The organism is Solicola agrisoli, from assembly GCF_049059935.1.
GTDB lineage: Bacteria > Actinomycetota > Actinomycetes > Propionibacteriales > Nocardioidaceae > JAURVT01.
Map to the genome: position 1 here is coordinate 1 of NZ_JBMGQR010000045.1, position 17,330 is coordinate 17,330.

19 protein-coding genes and 1 pseudogene are annotated in these 17,330 nt (G+C 73.4%); 11 read left to right on the forward strand and 9 right to left on the reverse strand.

Going from position 1 to position 17,330, the window contains the following annotated elements; translation table 11 throughout:
• The 5 genes and pseudogenes from ACI6PP_RS15150 to dusB all read left to right on the forward strand — a co-directional run.
• A pseudogene (locus ACI6PP_RS15150) lies at positions 1 to 203 on the forward strand (hypothetical protein); the annotation flags it as partial.
• A complete protein-coding gene (locus tag ACI6PP_RS15155; protein WP_421112441.1) occupies positions 200 to 826 on the forward strand; it encodes a response regulator transcription factor in 627 nt (208 codons plus the stop codon). The pseudogene ACI6PP_RS15150 and the gene ACI6PP_RS15155, both read left to right, overlap by 4 nt.
• A 28-nt stretch (positions 827 to 854) precedes the next feature.
• Positions 855 to 1,142: a hypothetical protein gene (locus tag ACI6PP_RS15160; RefSeq protein ID WP_421112442.1), complete on the forward strand. Its 288-nt coding sequence runs from the start codon at positions 855 to 857 to the stop codon at positions 1,140 to 1,142.
• Between the two features lie 173 nt (positions 1,143 to 1,315).
• Positions 1,316 to 2,050, forward strand: coding sequence for a membrane protein insertase YidC (gene yidC, locus ACI6PP_RS15165; protein WP_421112443.1), 735 nt, complete (start codon positions 1,316 to 1,318; stop codon positions 2,048 to 2,050).
• A 22-nt stretch (positions 2,051 to 2,072) separates the two neighbouring features.
• Positions 2,073 to 3,209, forward strand: a complete 1,137-nt coding sequence (dusB, locus tag ACI6PP_RS15170) for a tRNA dihydrouridine synthase DusB (protein ID WP_421112444.1) — start codon at positions 2,073 to 2,075, stop codon at positions 3,207 to 3,209.
• Here dusB and ACI6PP_RS15175 read toward each other — a convergent pair.
• From ACI6PP_RS15175 to ACI6PP_RS15190, 4 genes are read right to left on the reverse strand one after another with little or no spacing between them, the layout of a single operon-like run.
• A complete protein-coding gene (locus tag ACI6PP_RS15175) occupies positions 3,180 to 4,628 on the reverse strand; it encodes a PH domain-containing protein (RefSeq protein ID WP_421112445.1) in 1,449 nt (482 codons plus the stop codon). The two genes, dusB and ACI6PP_RS15175, sit on opposite strands and share 30 nt — an antisense overlap.
• Positions 4,612 to 5,103 carry a PH domain-containing protein gene (locus tag ACI6PP_RS15180; protein ID WP_421112446.1) on the reverse strand — a complete coding sequence of 164 codons (492 nt, stop codon included), beginning with the start codon at positions 5,101 to 5,103 and terminating at the stop codon, positions 4,612 to 4,614. The genes ACI6PP_RS15175 and ACI6PP_RS15180 overlap by 17 nt, the downstream gene beginning before the upstream one ends.
• Positions 5,104 to 5,113: 10 nt before the next feature.
• Entirely contained in the window at positions 5,114 to 6,406 is a 1,293-nt protein-coding gene (locus ACI6PP_RS15185; protein WP_421112447.1) for a PTS transporter subunit EIIC, read from the reverse strand.
• Positions 6,403 to 7,137, reverse strand: a complete 735-nt coding sequence (locus tag ACI6PP_RS15190; RefSeq protein ID WP_421112448.1) for a GntR family transcriptional regulator — start codon at positions 7,135 to 7,137, stop codon at positions 6,403 to 6,405. The genes ACI6PP_RS15185 and ACI6PP_RS15190 overlap by 4 nt, the downstream gene beginning before the upstream one ends.
• A gap of 136 nt (positions 7,138 to 7,273) precedes the next feature.
• On the opposite strand from ACI6PP_RS15190, the gene nagA reads away from it, so the two are divergent.
• Genes nagA through ACI6PP_RS15210 form a run of 4 tightly spaced genes read left to right on the forward strand, consistent with a single transcriptional unit; the run spans position 7,274 to position 10,226 of the window.
• The gene (gene nagA / locus ACI6PP_RS15195) at positions 7,274 to 8,470 is read left to right on the forward strand and encodes an N-acetylglucosamine-6-phosphate deacetylase (protein ID WP_421112449.1); all 1,197 of its coding nucleotides are present in this window, start codon (positions 7,274 to 7,276) and stop codon (positions 8,468 to 8,470) included.
• Positions 8,467 to 9,510, forward strand: a complete 1,044-nt coding sequence (locus tag ACI6PP_RS15200) for an SIS domain-containing protein (protein ID WP_421112450.1) — start codon at positions 8,467 to 8,469, stop codon at positions 9,508 to 9,510. Before nagA ends, ACI6PP_RS15200 begins: the two co-directional genes overlap by 4 nt.
• Before the next feature lie 39 nt (positions 9,511 to 9,549).
• Entirely contained in the window at positions 9,550 to 9,780 is a 231-nt protein-coding gene (locus ACI6PP_RS15205; protein WP_421112451.1) for a PTS sugar transporter subunit IIB, read from the forward strand.
• Entirely contained in the window at positions 9,777 to 10,226 is a 450-nt protein-coding gene (locus ACI6PP_RS15210) for a PTS sugar transporter subunit IIA (RefSeq protein ID WP_421112452.1), read from the forward strand. The genes ACI6PP_RS15205 and ACI6PP_RS15210 overlap by 4 nt, the downstream gene beginning before the upstream one ends.
• On the opposite strand, the gene ACI6PP_RS15215 is transcribed toward ACI6PP_RS15210, so the two are convergent.
• From ACI6PP_RS15215 to ACI6PP_RS15235, 5 genes are all read right to left on the reverse strand, one after another.
• Positions 10,216 to 11,022, reverse strand: a complete 807-nt coding sequence (locus ACI6PP_RS15215) for a DeoR/GlpR family DNA-binding transcription regulator (protein WP_421112453.1) — start codon at positions 11,020 to 11,022, stop codon at positions 10,216 to 10,218. The two genes, ACI6PP_RS15210 and ACI6PP_RS15215, sit on opposite strands and share 11 nt — an antisense overlap.
• On the reverse strand, positions 11,019 to 12,047 hold the full coding sequence (locus ACI6PP_RS15220) for a zinc-dependent alcohol dehydrogenase family protein (RefSeq protein WP_421112454.1): 1,029 nt from the start codon (positions 12,045 to 12,047) through the stop codon (positions 11,019 to 11,021). Before ACI6PP_RS15220 ends, ACI6PP_RS15215 begins: the two co-directional genes overlap by 4 nt.
• Positions 12,048 to 12,057: 10 nt before the next feature.
• On the reverse strand, positions 12,058 to 12,912 hold the full coding sequence (locus ACI6PP_RS15225; RefSeq protein ID WP_421112455.1) for a carbohydrate ABC transporter permease: 855 nt from the start codon (positions 12,910 to 12,912) through the stop codon (positions 12,058 to 12,060).
• Positions 12,909 to 13,880, reverse strand: a complete 972-nt coding sequence (locus ACI6PP_RS15230) for a carbohydrate ABC transporter permease (RefSeq protein ID WP_421112456.1) — start codon at positions 13,878 to 13,880, stop codon at positions 12,909 to 12,911. Before ACI6PP_RS15230 ends, ACI6PP_RS15225 begins: the two co-directional genes overlap by 4 nt.
• A 72-nt stretch (positions 13,881 to 13,952) precedes the next feature.
• Entirely contained in the window at positions 13,953 to 15,311 is a 1,359-nt protein-coding gene (locus ACI6PP_RS15235) for an ABC transporter substrate-binding protein (protein WP_421112457.1), read from the reverse strand.
• 177 nt (positions 15,312 to 15,488) lie between these two features.
• Here ACI6PP_RS15235 and ACI6PP_RS15240 point away from each other — a divergent pair, with 177 nt between their 5' ends.
• A complete protein-coding gene (locus tag ACI6PP_RS15240) occupies positions 15,489 to 16,280 on the forward strand; it encodes a DeoR/GlpR family DNA-binding transcription regulator (RefSeq protein ID WP_421112458.1) in 792 nt (263 codons plus the stop codon).
• Positions 16,277 to 17,326 carry a zinc-dependent alcohol dehydrogenase gene (locus tag ACI6PP_RS15245; RefSeq protein WP_421112459.1) on the forward strand — a complete coding sequence of 350 codons (1,050 nt, stop codon included), beginning with the start codon at positions 16,277 to 16,279 and terminating at the stop codon, positions 17,324 to 17,326. The genes ACI6PP_RS15240 and ACI6PP_RS15245 overlap by 4 nt, the downstream gene beginning before the upstream one ends.
• Positions 17,327 to 17,330 lie beyond the last annotated feature (4 nt).

Genomic DNA, 17,330 nt, shown 5'->3' on the forward strand with positions numbered 1-17,330 from the left:
GCGGGGCCCGGACGTGCCGCGTCACCGTCACTCCCACTCGGCTCGAGGTCGTGGACGACGGCGTCGGCGCCGGCCACCACGCCGAGGCGGGGCACGGCCTGGACGGGCTGCGTCAACGGGCCCGGCTGGCCGGCGCGCGGGTGTCCACCGGACCCGGCGACGACGGCACCGGATTCCGACTCAGCCTGGAGGTCACGCCGTGAGCGACCACCCGATCCGCGTCCTGCTCGCCGACGACCAGGGTCTCGTCCGGGGGGCGCTGGCCGCGCTGCTCGACCTCGAGCCCGACATCAGCGTCGTGGCCGAGGTCGGTCGCGGCGACGAGGTGGTGACCGCGGCGACGTCGTCGGAGCCGGACGTGGCTCTGCTCGACGTCGAGATGCCCGGCCTGGACGGCGTCGCCGCGACCCGCGAGCTGCTCGCCGCACGCCCGGGGTGTCGCGTCCTCGTGGTCACCACGTTCGGGCGCCCGGGCTACCTCCGCCAGGCGATGGCCGCCGGCGCGAGCGGGTTCGTCGTCAAGGACACCCCCGCCCGCCAGCTCGCCGACGCGGTGCGACGCGTGCACCAGGGGCTGCGGGTCGTCGACCCCGCGCTCGCGGCCGACTCGCTCTCGCAGGGCGAGACGCCCCTGACGGCGCGCGAGACCGACGTGCTGTCGGCCGCCCGCGACGGCGGCACCGTCGCCGACGTCGCCCGCGCGCTCAGCCTGTCCGAGGGCACCGTGCGCAACCACCTGTCGTCCGCGATCGGCAAGACCGGGGCCCGCACCCGCGCCGAGGCCGTCCGCATCGCCGACCTCAACGGCTGGCTCCTCGGCCGCTGAGCCCGTCGCACGGGCTAGGGTGCGGGGCATGGACGCGGTGGTGCAGCAGGTGGTGGCGTTCCTCGCCGCGCACCTGTGGCTGCTCGACGCCGACCCGCGCCTGGCGGGCACGGCCGCGGCCGCGCTGGCCGTCGTCGCGCTGCTCGGCTGCGCCCGGATCGCCTCCACCCCGGTGACGACGCGCGTCGCACCGCCCTACGCCTCGGCCCGGAGCACCGCGCCCGGCGAGGTGGCGCCGGTCGCCCAGAGCGACCCCGACACCGACGCGCGCCCACGTCCCCGCGCCCCGGGACACCCCGTCCCGGCCGCCGCCTGACGTCGCGCACCCGCGCACGCCCTCCCGAGCCCACCCGCCGGCCGTCGACTTCCGGCTCAGTCACTCGTGCACGCTCGCAACAGGTAGCTGAGGCGGAAGTCGACGACCCAGGGTGAGGACTCCGGCGGCCGGACGAGCCACGTCCCACGTCCGCGCCACCTCCTGGAGCACCCATGTCACCGTTCGACCTGCCTCCCGTCGCCGCCCTCCTGCGTCACGCCGGCGACCTCGTCCTGTCCCTCGCGGACGCGCTCGCGCCGCTCGTCGGCGCCGACCACGCTGCGGCTGCGGCCGTCGTCACCCTGACGGCGCTCGTGCGCCTCCTCCTCGTGCCGCTCGGCGTCGCCCAGGTGCGCGCGGACCTCGGACGACGGCGGATCGCGCCGCTCGTCGCGGACCTGCGACGCCGGTACCGCGACAGGCCGGAGGTGCTCCGCGCCAGGCTGCTCGAGCTGTACGACCGCGAGGGCGCCTCGCCGCTCGCGGGCTGTCTGCCGGTGCTCGCCCAGGCACCCGTCCTCGCCATGGTCTACGGCGTGTTCACCCAGGCCCGGCTCGCCGGGCTGCCGAACCTGCTGCTCGACCAGGCCCTCGTCGGCGTCGGGCTGGGGTCCTCGCTGGTCAGGGTGGTCGCCGCCGGTGCGCTCACCCCGCCCGGGGCCACGGTGTTCGCCGCCCTGCTGCTGGTGGTCGCGGTGGCAGGCGTCGTCCTGGCCCGTTCGACCGCACCGGTCGAGGGCGTCGAGCCCGTGCCCGGGGCGGGGGGCCTGCGGTACCTCGCGCCGGTGCTGTCGGTGGGGTTCGCCTGCTTCGTCCCGCTGGCCGCGGCCCTGTACCTCGCGACGTCGGCCGCGTGGACGTGCACCGAGCGGCTGGTCGTCCGTCGCGTGCTCCTCGCGAGGGGCTGAGGCGGTGCGCGACAATGGGGGCATGACGCTGCCCACCACGCTCCGCCTGGGCGACCTCGAGGTCAGCCCGCCGGTCGTGCTCGCGCCGATGGCGGGAGTGACGAACGCGGCCTTCCGCGAGCTCTGCGCCGAGCAGGGCGCGGGCCTGTACGTCTGCGAGATGATCACCTCCCGCGGGCTCGTCGAGGGCGACCGCGTCAGCCTCTCGATGCTGACGTTCGCCGAGTCCGAGGCGATCCGCTCGGTGCAGCTGTACGGCGTCGACCCGACGTACGTCGGCAAGGCCGTGGAGATCCTCTGCGGCGACCACGGCGTCGACCACGTCGACCTGAACTTCGGCTGCCCGGTGCCCAAGGTGACGCGCAAGGGCGGGGGAGCGGCGCTGCCGTGGAAGGCGGGGCTGCTCGCCGAGATCCTCACCGCGGCGGTCTCGGCCGCCACGCCCTACGGCGTGCCGGTGACGATGAAGACCCGCAAGGGCATCGACGAGGACCACCTCACCTACCTCGACGCCGGCCGCCTCGCGCAGGAGACCGGCTGCGCCGCGATCGCCCTGCACGGGCGCACCGCCGTCCAGCACTACTCGGGCACCGCCGACTGGGACTCGATCGCCACGCTCGTCGAGGCCGTCGACATCCCGGTGCTCGGCAACGGCGACGTCTGGGAGGCCGCCGACGCGGTGCGCATGGTCGAGCAGACGGGTGCCGCGGGCGTCGTCGTCGGACGCGGGTGCCTCGGCCGTCCCTGGCTGTTCCGCGACCTCGCCGCCGCGTTCGCGGGCGAGCAGGTGCTCGAGCTGCCCACGCTCGGCGAGGTCCGGGCGGTGATGCGCCGCCACGCCGAGCTGCTGGTCGAGCACATGCGCGACGAGCGCCGCGGCTGCGTCGAGTTCCGCAAGCACGTGGCCTGGTACCTCAAGGGCTTCGCCGCCGGCGGCCAGCTGCGCGACCAGCTCGGGCACGTCGACGACCTCGCGTCGCTCGACGTCCTGCTCGAGCGTCTCGACCCCGACGAGCCCTACCCGGTGTCCGAGCTGGGCAGCCCGCGAGGCCGTCAGGGCAGCCCGAAGAAGGTCGTCGTCCCGGACGGCTGGCTCGACCACCGCCGGCACGACTCGGCGCTGGACCCGCTAGCCGAGGACGCGGTGTCCGGCGGCTGAGCCGTCGTCGGACGCCCGCGCGGCGCGGGCCGCGTCGAGCTGCCGCATCCCGACCTGGCGCGCACGCGCCGCGTCGAGGTTGCGGCCGCGCGCGTTCACCGGGCCGTCGGGGGTGTGCACCTCGAGGTCGGCCAGGCCGAGGCGGCGCTGCAGCGGGCCCTGGCTGATCGCGACCGACTGGGTCTTGGCGTGCGGCACGACATCCATCCGGTGGGTGACCCAGCCCGTGGTGGTCACGAAGGCGCGCTCGTCGGCGCCGACGGCCCGGCGACGCCAGCCGATCGGCGCGAACCACCGCGAGCGGCGCGGCACCTGCTCGACGGGGATCGAGTCGGCGTCGACGCCGGGCAGCACCTCGGCGACGACGGCGCGGGCCAGCCCTGGCGAGCCGATGGGGAGCAGCGTCGACGGGTTCTCGTCGTCGTTGCTCTCGCCGGCGGCGCCGGCGACGTCAACCTGCAGCCGGCGCCAGCCCCAGCGCCGCCACAGGATCGGCTGCTCGACGGCCACGCCCTGCACGCGTCCGACCGGGACGGTCTGGCTGACCCGGCCGAGCAGCCCGCGCTCGATGCGCAGCCCGCGGGGCCCGCGCGTGAGGCGGAAGCCCCACTGCGCGACGACGCGGCCCGCGACGATCCGGAACACGTTGCCCGCGAACGGCAGCAGGAGCGGGACCACGAGGAAGAACGAGCCGGTGACGCCGACGACCGCCAGCACCACCAGGGTGCCGACGGCGCCGACGATCAGGTCCATCGACAGCAGGGTGCCGACGACGAGGTGGCCGGGTTCGACCTGGGCGACCAGGCGGCCGGGGTCGTCGAGCGCGGCCGGCGCCGGACGCACCTCGCCGTCGGCCACCGGGTGCTCCGGACCGGCCGGGTCGTCGCCGACGGCGTGCGCGCGCTCGACGAGGACGCCGCGCAGGCGGTAGGCGTCGGCCTTGGACAGGTACTGCAGGGCGACGCGGGAGCCGTCGCCGCCGGCGAGCTCGACGCGCAGCTCGGCGAGCCCGAGGACCCGGGCGCCGAGGGGCTGGGCGACGTCGACGGACTGGATGCGCTCGTACGGCGCGCGCCGCGAGGTGCGGGTGAGCAGGCCGGAGTCGACGCGCAGCTCGCGGCCGTCGATCACGTAGCGCGTGGTGACCCAGCGGACGAACCCGAAGACACCGCCCGCGACGAGCCCGAGGACGATGACGACGGCCGCGCGGCGGACGTCGAGCTCCTCGGCGAGCTGCTGGACCGACCCGACGCCCGCGGCGAGCACGAACAGCCAGACCCGGACGAACGCGCTGGCCGGGTGGGTGCGCGACCCGCGGACCTCCGCGGGCTCGAGCTCCTGGGCGTCCACCTGGGACAGGTCGGGCTCGGACGGCGCGGCGTCGGGCTGGTCGCCCCGGCCCTCAGAGCCCGGCGCCACGGGACTCGCCGAGCTCGGTGAGGCGGTTGCGCAGCCGGTTGGCCTCCTCGGCGGGCAGGCCGGGGATCGTGGCGGTCGTGCCGCTGCTCGCGGTGTGCAGCGTGACGGTCGCGATGCCGAAGGCGCGCTCGATCGGGCCGGCCTTGACGTCGACGAACTGCATGCGCCCGTAGGGGACGGCGACCAGGCGCCGCCAGGCGACGCCGCCGGTGACGAAGAGGTCGTCCTCGTTCTCGGCGTACCCCCACGACGCCTGGTGGCGCGCGGCCCAGAGCCAGACCCAGACCGCGAGCCCGAGGGTGACGACGGCGACGAGCGTCGTCAGCCACACCCAGCCGAGGAGGACCTGCAGCAGCACCGCCGCCACCGCCCCCACCGCGACGAGCGGCCCGACGGTGACGATGCGCTGGACCGTGCGCAGGGAGGTGGAGACCCGGTTCCAGTGCTCGACCGGCGGCGCGAAGACGTCACTCACCCGACCGACCCTAGGACACCCCGGTGTCGTCCCCGGTCCTCGACGTGCCCGCGCCCGCGGTGGCCTGCTCGGGAGGCGTCTCGGCGGCGATGTCCTCGTCGTCCTCGCGGCCGGGGGTCTTGAGGTTCCACCAGCGGATGACGACGCGGAACAGCACGTAGTAGACGATCGCGTACCCCACGCCGACGACGAGCAGCAGGAGCGGCTTGGTCGCGATGTTGAAGTTGATCAGGTAGTCGATCAGCCCGGCGGAGAACCCGAACCCGTCCTTGATGCCCAGGGCGTTGACCAGGGCGATCGAGGTGCCGGTGAGCAGCGCGTGGATGACGTACAGCGGGAACGCGACGAACATGAACGAGAACTCGAGCGGCTCGGTGACGCCGGTGATGAAGCTGGTGAGGGCGGCGCTGATCATGATGCCGCCGACGACCTTCTTCTGCGACGGCTTGGCCTCGTGCCAGATCGCGATCGCGGCGGCGGGCAGGGCGAACATCATGATCGGGAAGAAGCCGGTCATGAAGGCGCCCGCGGTCGGGTCGCCGGCGAGGAAGCGCGGGATGTCGCCGTTGACGACGCCGTTGGCCCCCTCGTAGGAGCCGAACAGGAACCAGGGCCCGGAGTTCAGCACGTGGTGCAGGCCGAGCGGGATGAGCAGGCGGTTCAGCGTGCCGTAGACGAACCCGCCCACGACGCTGTTGCCGGCGATCCAGTCCGACACGTTCGTCAGGCCCGCGGAGAACGCCGGGTAGACCAGGCTCATCAGCACCGAGATGACGATGGCGGCGATCGCGGTGACCATCGGCACGAAGCGTCGTCCGCCGAAGAACGCCAGGTACGACGGCAGCTTGATCCGGTAGAACCGCTGCCACAGCAGTCCCGCGGTGACGCCCATGACGATGCCGCCGAGCACGTCGTACCCCTTGGCCACGGCGGCGGCGTTCTCGTCGTCCACCGTCATCACCAGGGGGATCGTCGCGTCGAAGACGCCCTTGAAGACCAGGTAGCCGGCGACGGCGGCCAGCGCCGTCGAGCCGTCGGCCTTCTTGGCGATGCCGATGGCCACGCCGACCGCGAACAGCAGCGCCAGGTTGCCCAGCAGCGCGTTGCCCGCGGCGCCGATGACCGTGGCGACCGAGGTCCAGCCGAGACCGTCGGCACCGAGCATGTCGGGGCTGCCGAGCCGGGCGAGGAGCGCGGCGACGGGCAGCGACGCGATCGGCAGCATCAGGCTGCGGCCGAACTTCTGCACCTGGGCGAGCCCGGGCACACCGCGCTTCTGGCGCGTGGTCGTGGTGGCGGTCATGAGCGGCCTTCCTCTGTGGGGTGGGGGGAGGGAGCGGTGCTGGGCCCGAGGGACATCTGGATCTGGTAGCGGTCGCCGCGGTAGGCACTGGTGGTGTGCTCGACGACGTCGCCGCCGGCGGTGCCGACGCGTTCGAAGACCAGGACGCTGGCGGGTCGGCGGACGTCGAGCAGCGTCGCCAGCGCGCGTCCGCACAGCTCGGACCACGCGGTCTGCGTCGCGCCGTCGACGGTCACGCCGTAGCGGGCCGACAGCACGGAGTACAGGGACCCGGTGAGGTCCTCGGCGTCGAGGCCGGGGAACCGGTCGACGGGGTACCAGCTCACCTCGTGCGCCATCGGCTCGTCGTCGGCGAGGCGCAGGCGCTCGACGCGCCACGCGGTGGCGTCCTCGGCGAGACGCAGCGCCGCGGCCACGTCGGCGGGTGGCACGAGCGCGCCGACCTGGAGCACCTGCGTGGTGGGTCGGTGCCCGCGTCGGCGCATGTCCTGCGTGAACGACGCGAGGTGCAGCTGGCTCTCCACGCGCGGACGGGTCACGACGGTGCCCTTGCCGTGCACGCGCTGCAGCCGGCCGTCGCCCACGAGCGAGCCGATCGCCGAGCGGACGGTGGCCCGGCTGACGCCGTGCGTGGCCATCAGGTCGCGCTCGGAGGCGATCAGGTCGCCGGGGGAGAGCCCGCCGTCGATCTGCTCGAGCAGGATGGTGCGGAGCTGCGCGTGCTTGGGCACGCCGGAGTCCTTCAGCACGGTGCTCCCACCCCTTCGCGGACGCTCGACGGCCGCCGAGGCAACTGGTACGGTCCAGTACGAACCAGCGCAGCATCCTCCGGCCTCGTCGGCCGTGTCAACCCCCGGGAGCCCAGTCGTGTCCTCGCCGAAGCGGACCCTGATCGCCGCCGCCGACGTGATCGGCGTGGCCCGCGGCACCCGTGGGCCGGGCTGGGTCGAGGTCACCGACGGTCGCGTCACCGCGTCGGGGCACGGCGCGTCGCCGGCCGAGCCCGACCTCGTGCTCGACGACGGCCACCTCGTGCCCGGGCTGGTCGACGCCCAGCTGAACGGGGCGTTCGGCACCGACTTCGCCGACGCGACGCCCGACGACTTCGCCCGGGTCGCCCACGGCCTGACGGCGACCGGCGTCACCGCCGTCGTGCCCACCTTCATCACCGCCGAGATCGACGAGCTGGCCGGCCTCGTCGCGGGCTACGGAGGTGTCCGCGCGTCGGCCCCCGAGGCCGGCGCACGGCTGCTGCCCTGCCACGTCGAGGGCCCGTTCCTGTCGCCACGACGCCGCGGCGCGCACCGCGAGCACCTGCTCGTCGACCCCACGCCCCGGCTCGTCGACACCCTGCTCGACGCGTCCCCGGGCGACCTCGGCTACGTCACCCTCGCACCGGAGCGCGACGGCGGCATCGACGCCGTCCGCCGCATCGCCACGGCCGGCGTCGGGGTGGCGGTCGGCCACAGCGACGCCTCCGACGACGTCGTGCGTGCCGCCGCGGACGCCGGCGCCACGCTCGTCACGCACCTGTTCAACGCCCAGCGCCCGCTGCACCACCGCGACCCGGGCGTGGTGGGCGCCGGGCTGGCCGACCCCCGTCTCACGCTCGGGCTGATCGTCGACCTGCACCACGTCGAGCCCACGGCCGTCCGGCTGACGTTCGCCGCCGCCGCGGGGCGCGTCATGCTCGTCACCGACGCCGTCTCGGCGCTCGGCATGCCGCCGGGCACCTACGAGCTCGGCGGCGAGAAGCTGACGATCGCCGACGGACACCCGCCCCTGCGCGCCGACGGCACCATCGCGGGCTCGGCCGTCCGCCTCGACGAGGCCGTCGCGCACGCCGTCGCCTGCGGCATCGACCTGACGACCGCGGTCGAGGCCGCCACGCGGGTGCCGGCCGACGCCCTCGGCCGCCCCGACCTCGGCCGGCTCGTCCCGGGTGCGGCCGCCGACCTCGTCTGGCTCGACGACGACCTGCGCTGCCGCGCCACCTGGGTCGCCGGACGCCCCGCCTGGACCGACCCCGCCCGCCCCCTCGACCCCGAGCAGGTGCCCGCATGACCACCCAGATGGCCACCGAGGTGGCCGAGCAGCCCAACGTCCTCCGCTCCACCCTCGACGCCCTGCTGCCCCTGCGGGACGAGGTGGGTGCGCTGCTCCGCGAGCGTCGCCGCGTGATGCTGGTGGCGCGCGGGTCCAGCGACAACGCCGCCCTGTACGGGCGCTACCTGCTCGAGACCCATGCCGGCGTCCCGTGCGCGATGGCGGCGCCGAGCGTCGCCACCCACTACGACGCCCACCTCGACCTGTCCGACACCGTCGTCGTCAGCGTGTCGCAGTCCGGCGAGACCGCCGAGATCGTCCAGACCCAGGCCTGGGCCGCACGGTGCGGCGCGGCCACCGTCGCCGTCACCAACGGGGCCGACTCCGCCCTCGCGCGCGAGGCGGGCCTGGCGCTGGTGACCACCGCCGGCCGCGAGCTCGCCGTGCCGGCCACCAAGACCTACCTCGCGCAGGTGGCGGCGATGGCCCTCGTGGGCACCGCCGCCGGCCCCGCCGACCCGGCCCTCGACGACGCGCTGCTGGGTGCCGCCGGCGTCGTCGCCGGTCTCCTGGCGGCACGGGACGGCGTCGACGACGCGGTCGAGCTGCTCGCCCGTCCGCGCCAGCAGATCGTCACCGGACGCGGGCTGCTGATGGGCACCGCGCTCGAGACCGCGCTCAAGCTCGAGGAGACGTGCCTGCAGCCGGTGCGCGGCTACTCCTACGCCGACCTGCGCCACGGTCCGATCTCGGTGGTCGACGACGACGTCACCGCCCTGGTGGTCGCGGCGCCGGACGGACCGCTGCGCACGGCGATGACCGAGCTGGCCGGCGACCTCCGCGGCCGCGGCGCCACGGTCGTCGGTGTGGGCGGTGACGACGCCTTCCGCGCCGCGTGCGACCTGTGGCTGCCCGGGGGCGACCTGACCGAGCGGCTCGCGCCGCTGGCGTCGATCGTCCCGCTGCAGCTCGTCGTCGAGCAGCTCGCCCGTACGCTCGGTCTCGACCCCGACGCCCCGCGCGGGCTGTCCAAGGTCACCCGCACCGACGCCCCCTGAACCCCGTCAGTCCCCGCCAGTTCCGCCTGAGGAGAGCCCATGAGCCAGGCCCAGCAGATCGTCGACGGCCTCGGAGGCCTGTCGAACATCGTCGAGATCGAGCCGTGCATCACGCGGCTGCGCACCGAGGTCGAGGACGGCTCGCTCGTCGACGAGCGCGCGCTCAAGGCCGCCGGCGCGTACGGCGTGATGATCTCCGGCACCGTCGTGCAGGTGGTCGTCGGCCCGGACGCCGACACGATCGCCAGCGACATCGAGGACCTGCGGTGACCGACGTCCTCGCACCCGTCGCCGGGGCCGTGCAGGCGCTCGCCGACGTCCCCGACCCGGTGTTCGCCGGCGAGATCGTCGGCTCGGGCGTCGCGGTCGCCCCGAGCGCCGACGGGCCGGTCGAGGCCGTCTCGCCGGTCGACGGCACGGTCGTCAAGCTGCACCCGCACGCCTACGTCGTGGTCGCGGCCGACGGCACGGGGGTCCTGGTGCACCTCGGCATCGACACCGTGCAGCTCGGCGGCGAGGGCTTCGAGCTGCTCGCCGCGGAGGGGCAGACGGTGACCGCCGGCCAGCCCGTCGTCCGGTGGGACCCCGCCGCGATCGCCGCCGGCGGACGCTCGGCCGTGGTGCCCGTCGTGCTGATGGACTCCCCGCCCGGCACCGTGGTGGCCGGGTCGGTCGGCAGCGACGTGGACGCCGGCGCGGTGCTGTTCAGCCTCTGACGCGCTCCAGCGTCAGGTCGAGCTCCTCCATCGCGGCCAGCGCGTGCTCGGACGAGCCCGCGTCGGCCACCAGGACGTCGACGTCGCCCAGCGTGCCGAAGCGCCAGAACCCGACGGCGCCGACGGCGGCGGCGTCGGCCATCACGACCAGCCGGCGGGCCGAGGCGAGCACCGCGCTCGCGACCGCCCCGTCGCGTCCGTCCTCCAGGGTCAGGCCGCCCTCGACGTCGACCCCGCTGGGCGCGAGGAACGCGACGTCGACGTTGATCCGGTCGAGCTCGTCGAGCGTCCACTGGCCGTGCTGGGCGAAGTCCGAGCCGACCGTGCCGCCGAGGTTGTGCACGACGAGGTCCTCGCGGCGTGACAGGAGCACGGCGACCTCGACCGACGTGGTGGCCAGCCGCAGCCCGTCCCACCGGCGCTTGTCCTCCACGACCGCCGAGGCGAGCGCGAGGCAGTGCTGGCCCTGGCCGATCAGGGCCGAGCCGCGGGCCGGCATGAACCTCACCGCAGCCGCACCGAGCGAGGTCGACGCCGCGTCGGCGACGGGGCGTGCGGGTCGCTCGAGCGGGCTGACCGGCACCGCCCCGCCGTGGGCGCGCTGCAGGGCGCCGCGTCCCTCGAGGAGCCGCAGGTCGCGGCGCACCGTCTCGACCGCGACGTCCAGGCGGGTGGCGAGGTCGGTGGCCTCGACCCGCCCCTCCGAGCCGAGGTAGCCCACGATCGCGTCGTGCCGCTCCCTGGCGCTCAGGCGCACCTGCTCGGTCTCCCGCGAGGGCTCGATCACGTCGGTCATGGTGCCAGCAGCGCCACGGACGCGGAGGCGTTCGGACGGATCTGGAGCTTGCGCCCGGTTCCCTTCCGGAACAGCTCGAGGGCCTCGGCGTAGTCGTCGAGGCAGAACGCGTGCGAGATCATCGGGGTCGCCCTGATGGCGCCGGCCGAGAACATCTCGACGGCCCGCGCGTAGGACGCCAGGACGGCCATCGACCCGACGATGGTCACCTCGTCGTTGTAGACGCGGAAGGGCGAGAAGCTCGCGCGGGCGTCGACCGACGCCACGCCGAACTGCTGGTAGGTGCCGCCGCGTCGCACCCGTCGCAGGCCGTCCTCGATCGCGGCCGGCACGCCGGTGCAGTCGATGACCACGTCCCAGCCTCCCGGGCGGCGCGCCTGGTCGGCGTGGGTGACGACGTCGTCGAGGCCGACCTCGCGGGCGACCTGCAGGCGGCTCTCGTTCGGGTCGACCACCGTGACGCTCGCGGCGCCCTGCAGCGGCGCGAGCTGTCCCATCATCAGGCCCATGGTCCCCGCCCCGTAGACGAGGTAGTGCTCGCCGAGACGGCGGGGGAGCAGGTCGAACCCGTGGATGGCGCACGACAGCGGCTCGATCATCGCGGCCTCGGCGAGGTCCACGTGGTCGGCGAGGTGGTGCACGTTGGCGACCGGCGCCCGCACCAGCTCGGCGCTGCCGCCGTCGGTGCGGGCCACGCCCATGCCGTTCCAGTTCTCGCACAGGTTGCCCCGCCCGACGCCGCAGTACGCGCACTCGCCGCACGTCAGCGTCGGGTCGACCGACACCCGGTCGCCGGCCGCGAAGCCGGTGACGTCGGACCCGACCGAGTCCACCACCCCGGACATCTCGTGCCCCGGGGTGAGGGGGAAGACGGTCGGCTCGAACTCGCCGTCGAACACGTGCACGTCGGTGCCGCAGATGCCGACCGCCTCCACCCGGACCACGACGTCGCGCGGTCCGGGCTCGGGGTCGGGCACCTCGGCGACGCGCAGCTCGCCCGGCCCGTCGAAGACGATCGCTCGCACGCCCGCTCCTCTACTTGATCGCGCCCATGGCCAGGCCACGGACGAGGCGCTTCTGGGCGATCCAGCCCGCGATGACGACCGGCAGGACCGCGAGCGTCGAGGCCGCGCACAGCGCGGCCAGGAACTGTCCGCGACCGTCGACCACGCTGCCGAGGAACGGCGGGGTGGTGCGGGCCAGCGTCGAGGTGAGCAGGTTGGCCAGGAAGTACTCGTTCCAGGCGAAGATGAACGTGATCAGCGCCGCCGCGGCCGCACCGGGGGAGACCATCGGCAGCGACACCCGCACGAGCTCGCGGAAGTAGCCGGCGCCGTCGATCTGCGCGGCCTCCACCACCTCGCGGGGGATCTCGGCGAAGAACGAGCGCATCATCCAGATCGCGATCGGCAGGTTGATGCCGACGTACAGGAACGCCAGGGCGTTGATGTTGTCGAGCAGCCCGGCCTTCTGCAGCACGATGTAGACCGGGATGATCGACGCCGCGACGGGCATGAACCGCGTCGAGATGAAGAAGAAGAGCATGTCGGACCAGCGCGTGATGGGACGCACCGACAGCCCGTAGGCCGCGGGGATCGCGAGCAGCATCACGACGACGGTGGACCCGACGGCCGCGATGGTGGAGTTGATCAGGTACGCGCCCATGCCGCGCCCGAGGATGTCGCGGTAGCGGTCCAGGCTCAGGTCGGTGACGAACTGCGGCGGGAACGTGGCCGCGGCGCCCTCGGACTTGAAGGACGTGAAGACCATCCAGGCGACGGGGAAGAAGAACACCACGACGACGAGCCAGGTGAGGACCGTGATCAGCGTGGAGCTCGCCCGCCTGCCCAGGCGCATCGGCGTGGGACGGGTGGGGGTGGCGGTGGTCATGACCGGCTGCCCTCCTCGGTGAGGAACTTGAAGACGCTGCGCAGTGCGAGCGTCGCGACGATGATCGTGAGGATCACGGTGACCACGCCGTAGGCGGCGGCCTCACCGACCTCGAGGCCGATGAACGCCCGCTCGTAGAGCAGGTAGGACAGCGTCTTGGTGCCGCCGGTGCCGCGCGTCATGATCGCGACCGGGTCGAAGACCTGGATCATCATGATGGTGCCGAGCACGGTGGCCAGGATCAGGTACTGCTTGAGGTGCGGCAGCGTCATGGCGGTGAAGATGCGCCACCCGCCGGCGCCGTCCACCGAGGCCGCCTCGAGGATCTCGCCGCTCTGCGACTGCAGCCCGGCGAGCAGGATCAGCATCATGAACGGCGTGTACTGCCAGGTGAGCACCGCGATGATCGTGACGATCGGGAAGTCGGTGTTCCAGGCGACCGCGGGGATGCCCACCAGGTCGAGCGCCCAGTTGACCATGCCGACGTTGGCGTCGAGCATCGTCCACTTCCAGATCAGCGCGGCCGCGGCCGGCATCACCAGGAACGGGGTGATGAGCAGCGTGCGGGCGAACGCCTGACCGACGAACTTGCGGTCGAGCAGCGTCGCCAGGCCGAGCCCGAGGATCAGCGACAGCAGCACCGACCCGCCCACGATGATGATCGTGGAGATCATCGCCGGGATGAACGTGCCGCCGGTGAAGACGGTGACGTAGTTGTCGAAGCCCGCGAAGGAGCGGTCGTCGGGTCGCTGCAAGTTCCAGTCCTGGAACGAGTAGTAGATCGTCACCAGGAACGGGACCTGGGTGACGAGCACCGAGACGACGAACGCCGGCAGCAGGAGCTTGCGGCCAAACCTGCGCTCGCGTGCGCTGGCGCTGTTGGCCTTGAGGGCCTCGCGTGGCGAGGAGGGGGTGGGCGGGGTGTCGTCGGCGTCGGCCGACGGGTCCACCGCGGTGGTCTGTGCCATGGGTGATCTCCGTACTACCGGGGCGGGCCCCCGGCGGGGCGGGCGAAGGGCCCGCCCCGCCGGGGGACTCGGCTACTTCTGCGCGTCGCCGGCCTTCTGGGCGATGGCCTGGCTCTCCTTGAGCGCGTCGTCCAGGCTCGAGCGTCCCGCGAGGACGTCGGCCATCTTCTGCGAGACCTGGTTGCCCACGTCCTGGAACTCCGGGATCGACACGTACTGGATGCCGACCCACTGCTGCGGCTGCGTCCCCGGCTGCTTGGGGTCCACGCCCTCCATGATCGTCTTGGTGATCGGGGCGAACGCGGCGGCGGCCTTCTCGTACTCGGGCAGCTCGTACGTCGACAGGCGCGAGCCCGGGGGCACGCGGGACCAGCCGAGGTCCTCGCCGACGGTCTTGATGTACTCCTTCGACGTCGCCCACTTGACGAACGTCCAGGCGGCGTCCTGGTTCTTCGAGGTCTTGGGGACCGCGAGGTTCCACGACCAGAGCCAGCCGGCATCCTTGGTCTCCTTGACGGGGGCCTTCACGTAGCCGACCTTGCCGGCGACCTTGGAGTTCGCGGTGTCCTCGACCGAGCCGGCGGCCGACGTCGCGTCGTACCACATGGCCGCGTTGCCCTGGCTGAACAGGTTGAGGCACTCGGTGAAGCCGAACGAGACGGGGTCCTTCTCGCCGGCGGACTTGATCAGGTCGGTGTAGAACTTCATCGCCTCGGTGAAGCCGGCGCCGTCGACCTGGGCGTTCCAGTCCTGGTCGTACCACTGGCCGCCGAAGGTGTTGACGACGGTGGTGGCGGGCGCGAACATCTCGCCCCAGCCGGGCTTGCCGCGCAGGCAGATGCCGGTCTGGTTCTTCGACGGGTCGTTCAGCTGCTTGGCGTACTGCGCGACCTGGTCCCAGGTGGGCTGCTCGGGCATGGTGATGCCGGCGGCCTCGAACAGGTCCTTGCGGTACATCAGGAACGACGACTCGCCGTAGAACGGGACGGCGAACAGCTTGTCGCCCGAGCCGAGGATGGGACGGATCGAGGGGAAGAGGTCGTCGACGTCGTAGTCGGCGTCCTCGTTGGCCTTCGGGCCGAGGTCAGTGAGCCAGCCGTTCTCGGCCCAGATCGGCACCTCGTAGGCGCCGACGGTGGCGATGTCGTACTGGCCGCCGGACGTCGCGACGTCCTTGGTGACGGCGTCGCGCAGGTCGTTCTCCTCCATCTGGATGAAGTTAACCTTGATGTCCGGGTTCTCCTTCTCGAACTCACCCTTGAGGGACTCCATGTCCTTCATCTGCGGGTTGTTCACGGTGGCGAGGGTCAGGGTGGTCTCGCCACTCCCGCCGCCGCTGCCTCCGGCGCCGGCGCACGCGGCGAGCATGCTCGCCGAGGCCACGGCGGCGATGGCGGCCGCGAGGCGTCGCCTGGTCAATCTGGTCGTCATGAGTCCTCCGGGTGTGCGTCCGAGTCTCCGTCGCGCCCGTTTGGCTGTCGACGATGCCCGTTCATGTGTGCAGCCGGACCGTAACCCACAGAGGCGGTCGAACGTAAGAGGAGCCTGAGATCTACCCCACACGAACGGGCTCGAACATGCCCGTTCGCGTGTAGTGTCGCCGCTGCCATGTACCCGCAGGAACGCCAGCGCACCATCCTCGCCCTCGCCCACGAGCGCGGCGACGCGGTCGGCGCGGCCGAGATCAGCGAGCTGCTCGGCGTGACGACCGAGACCGTGCGTCGCGACCTCGAGGTGCTCGAGCGGCAGGGCGCGATCAGCCGCGTGCGCGGGGGAGCGGTGCTGACGCCGTCGCTCCCGTTCGAGCTCGCGCTCGCGGAGCGGCAGCGGGCCTACGCCGCCGAGAAGCACGCGATCGCGCAGGCGGTGGTGGCCGAGCTGCCGCGCGACGGCGTCGTCGTCCTCGACTCGGGGTCGCTGACGTTCGTCGTGGCCACGATGATGCCCACCGACCGCCGCCTGATCGTCGTCACCAACAACCTGCCCGCGGCCCGCGTCATGGCGCCGATGCCGAACCTCGAGGTTCTCGTCCTGCCCGGACGCGTGCGCGGGGTGACCAGCGCGGTCGTCGACACCGCGGTGGTCGAGCGGCTCGCGTCGCTGCACGTCGACCTCGCGATCGTCGGCACCAACGCCGTCAGCATCGAGCACGGCCTGACGACCACCGTGCCCGAGGAGGCCGCCACCAAGGGCGCGATGGTGCGCTGCGCGCGTCGGCGTCTCGTCCCGGTGGTGTCCGAGCGGTTCGGGCGCACTTCCTTCTGCCACTTCGCCGACCTCAGGGAGATCGACGTGGTCGTCACCGACGACGGTCTGGCGCCCGACGTCGCCGAGGCGTTCACCGCGGCCGGGCCCGATCTGGTCCGCGCACCCGTCCACCCCCCTCAGGAGCGACCATGACCAGCACCCCCGACGTCGCCGGCCGCCGTCGCGTCCGCGTCCAGGCACCCGGCGAGATCGAGGTCGTGGACGAGGCGCTGCCCGACCTCGCACCCGACGAGGCGCTCGTCGCGACGAGCGTCGTCGGGCTCTGCGGGTCCGACACGCACGCCGCCCACGGCCGCCACCCCTTCGTCGCGCTGCCGTACTACCCCGGCCACGAGGTGGTCGGCGTGGTCGAGGCGCTCGGCGACGCCGCCGAGGCCGTCGAGGGCGTGGCCGTCGGCTCCCGGGTCACGGTCGAGCCGACGCTGCCCTGCGGCACGTGCAAGTCGTGCACCACCGGGCGCGAGAACATCTGCGAGAACCTCCAGTTCTTCGGCTGCGGGTTCCGCGAGGGAGGCATGGCCGACCGCTTCACGGTGCGCGCGTCGCGCCTGCGCCCGATCCCCGACGACCTCGACGACCTGCAGGCGGTGCTCGTCGAGCCGCTCTCGACGCCCGTGCACGCCGTCCGGCTCGCCGGCGACGTGACGGGGCGGTCGGTCGTCGTGCTCGGCGCCGGCACCATCGGCCTGCTGGTGGGCGCGGCCGCCCGTCACCGCGGAGCGCGAACGGTGGTGATGACCGACGTGCGCGAGGACAAGCGCGAGCGCGCGCTGCGCCTCGGCGCCGACCACGTGGTCGACGCGGCGGCCGACGACGTCGTCGAGCAGGTGCGCTCGGTGCTCGGCGAGAGCGCGGACGTCGTCTTCGACTGCGTCGCCGTGCAGCCCACCGTCGAGGCCGCGATCGCGATGGCGCTCAAGGGCGGCACGGTCGTCGTCGTGGGCGTGCCCACCGGCGACGTGCGGGTGCCGCTGGCGATCGTGCAGGACCAGCAGGTCCGCATCCAGGGCGCGGCCACCTACCTGCGCGAGGACTACGAGGAGTCGATGGAGATCCTGCGCGCGGGCAGCGTCCGCACCGACGACATGATCACCTCGCGCCTCCCGCTCGCCGACGCCGCCGAGGCCTTCGTCACCGCCTCGGCCGGCGACCAGGTCAAGGTCGTCCTCGTCCCCTGATCGG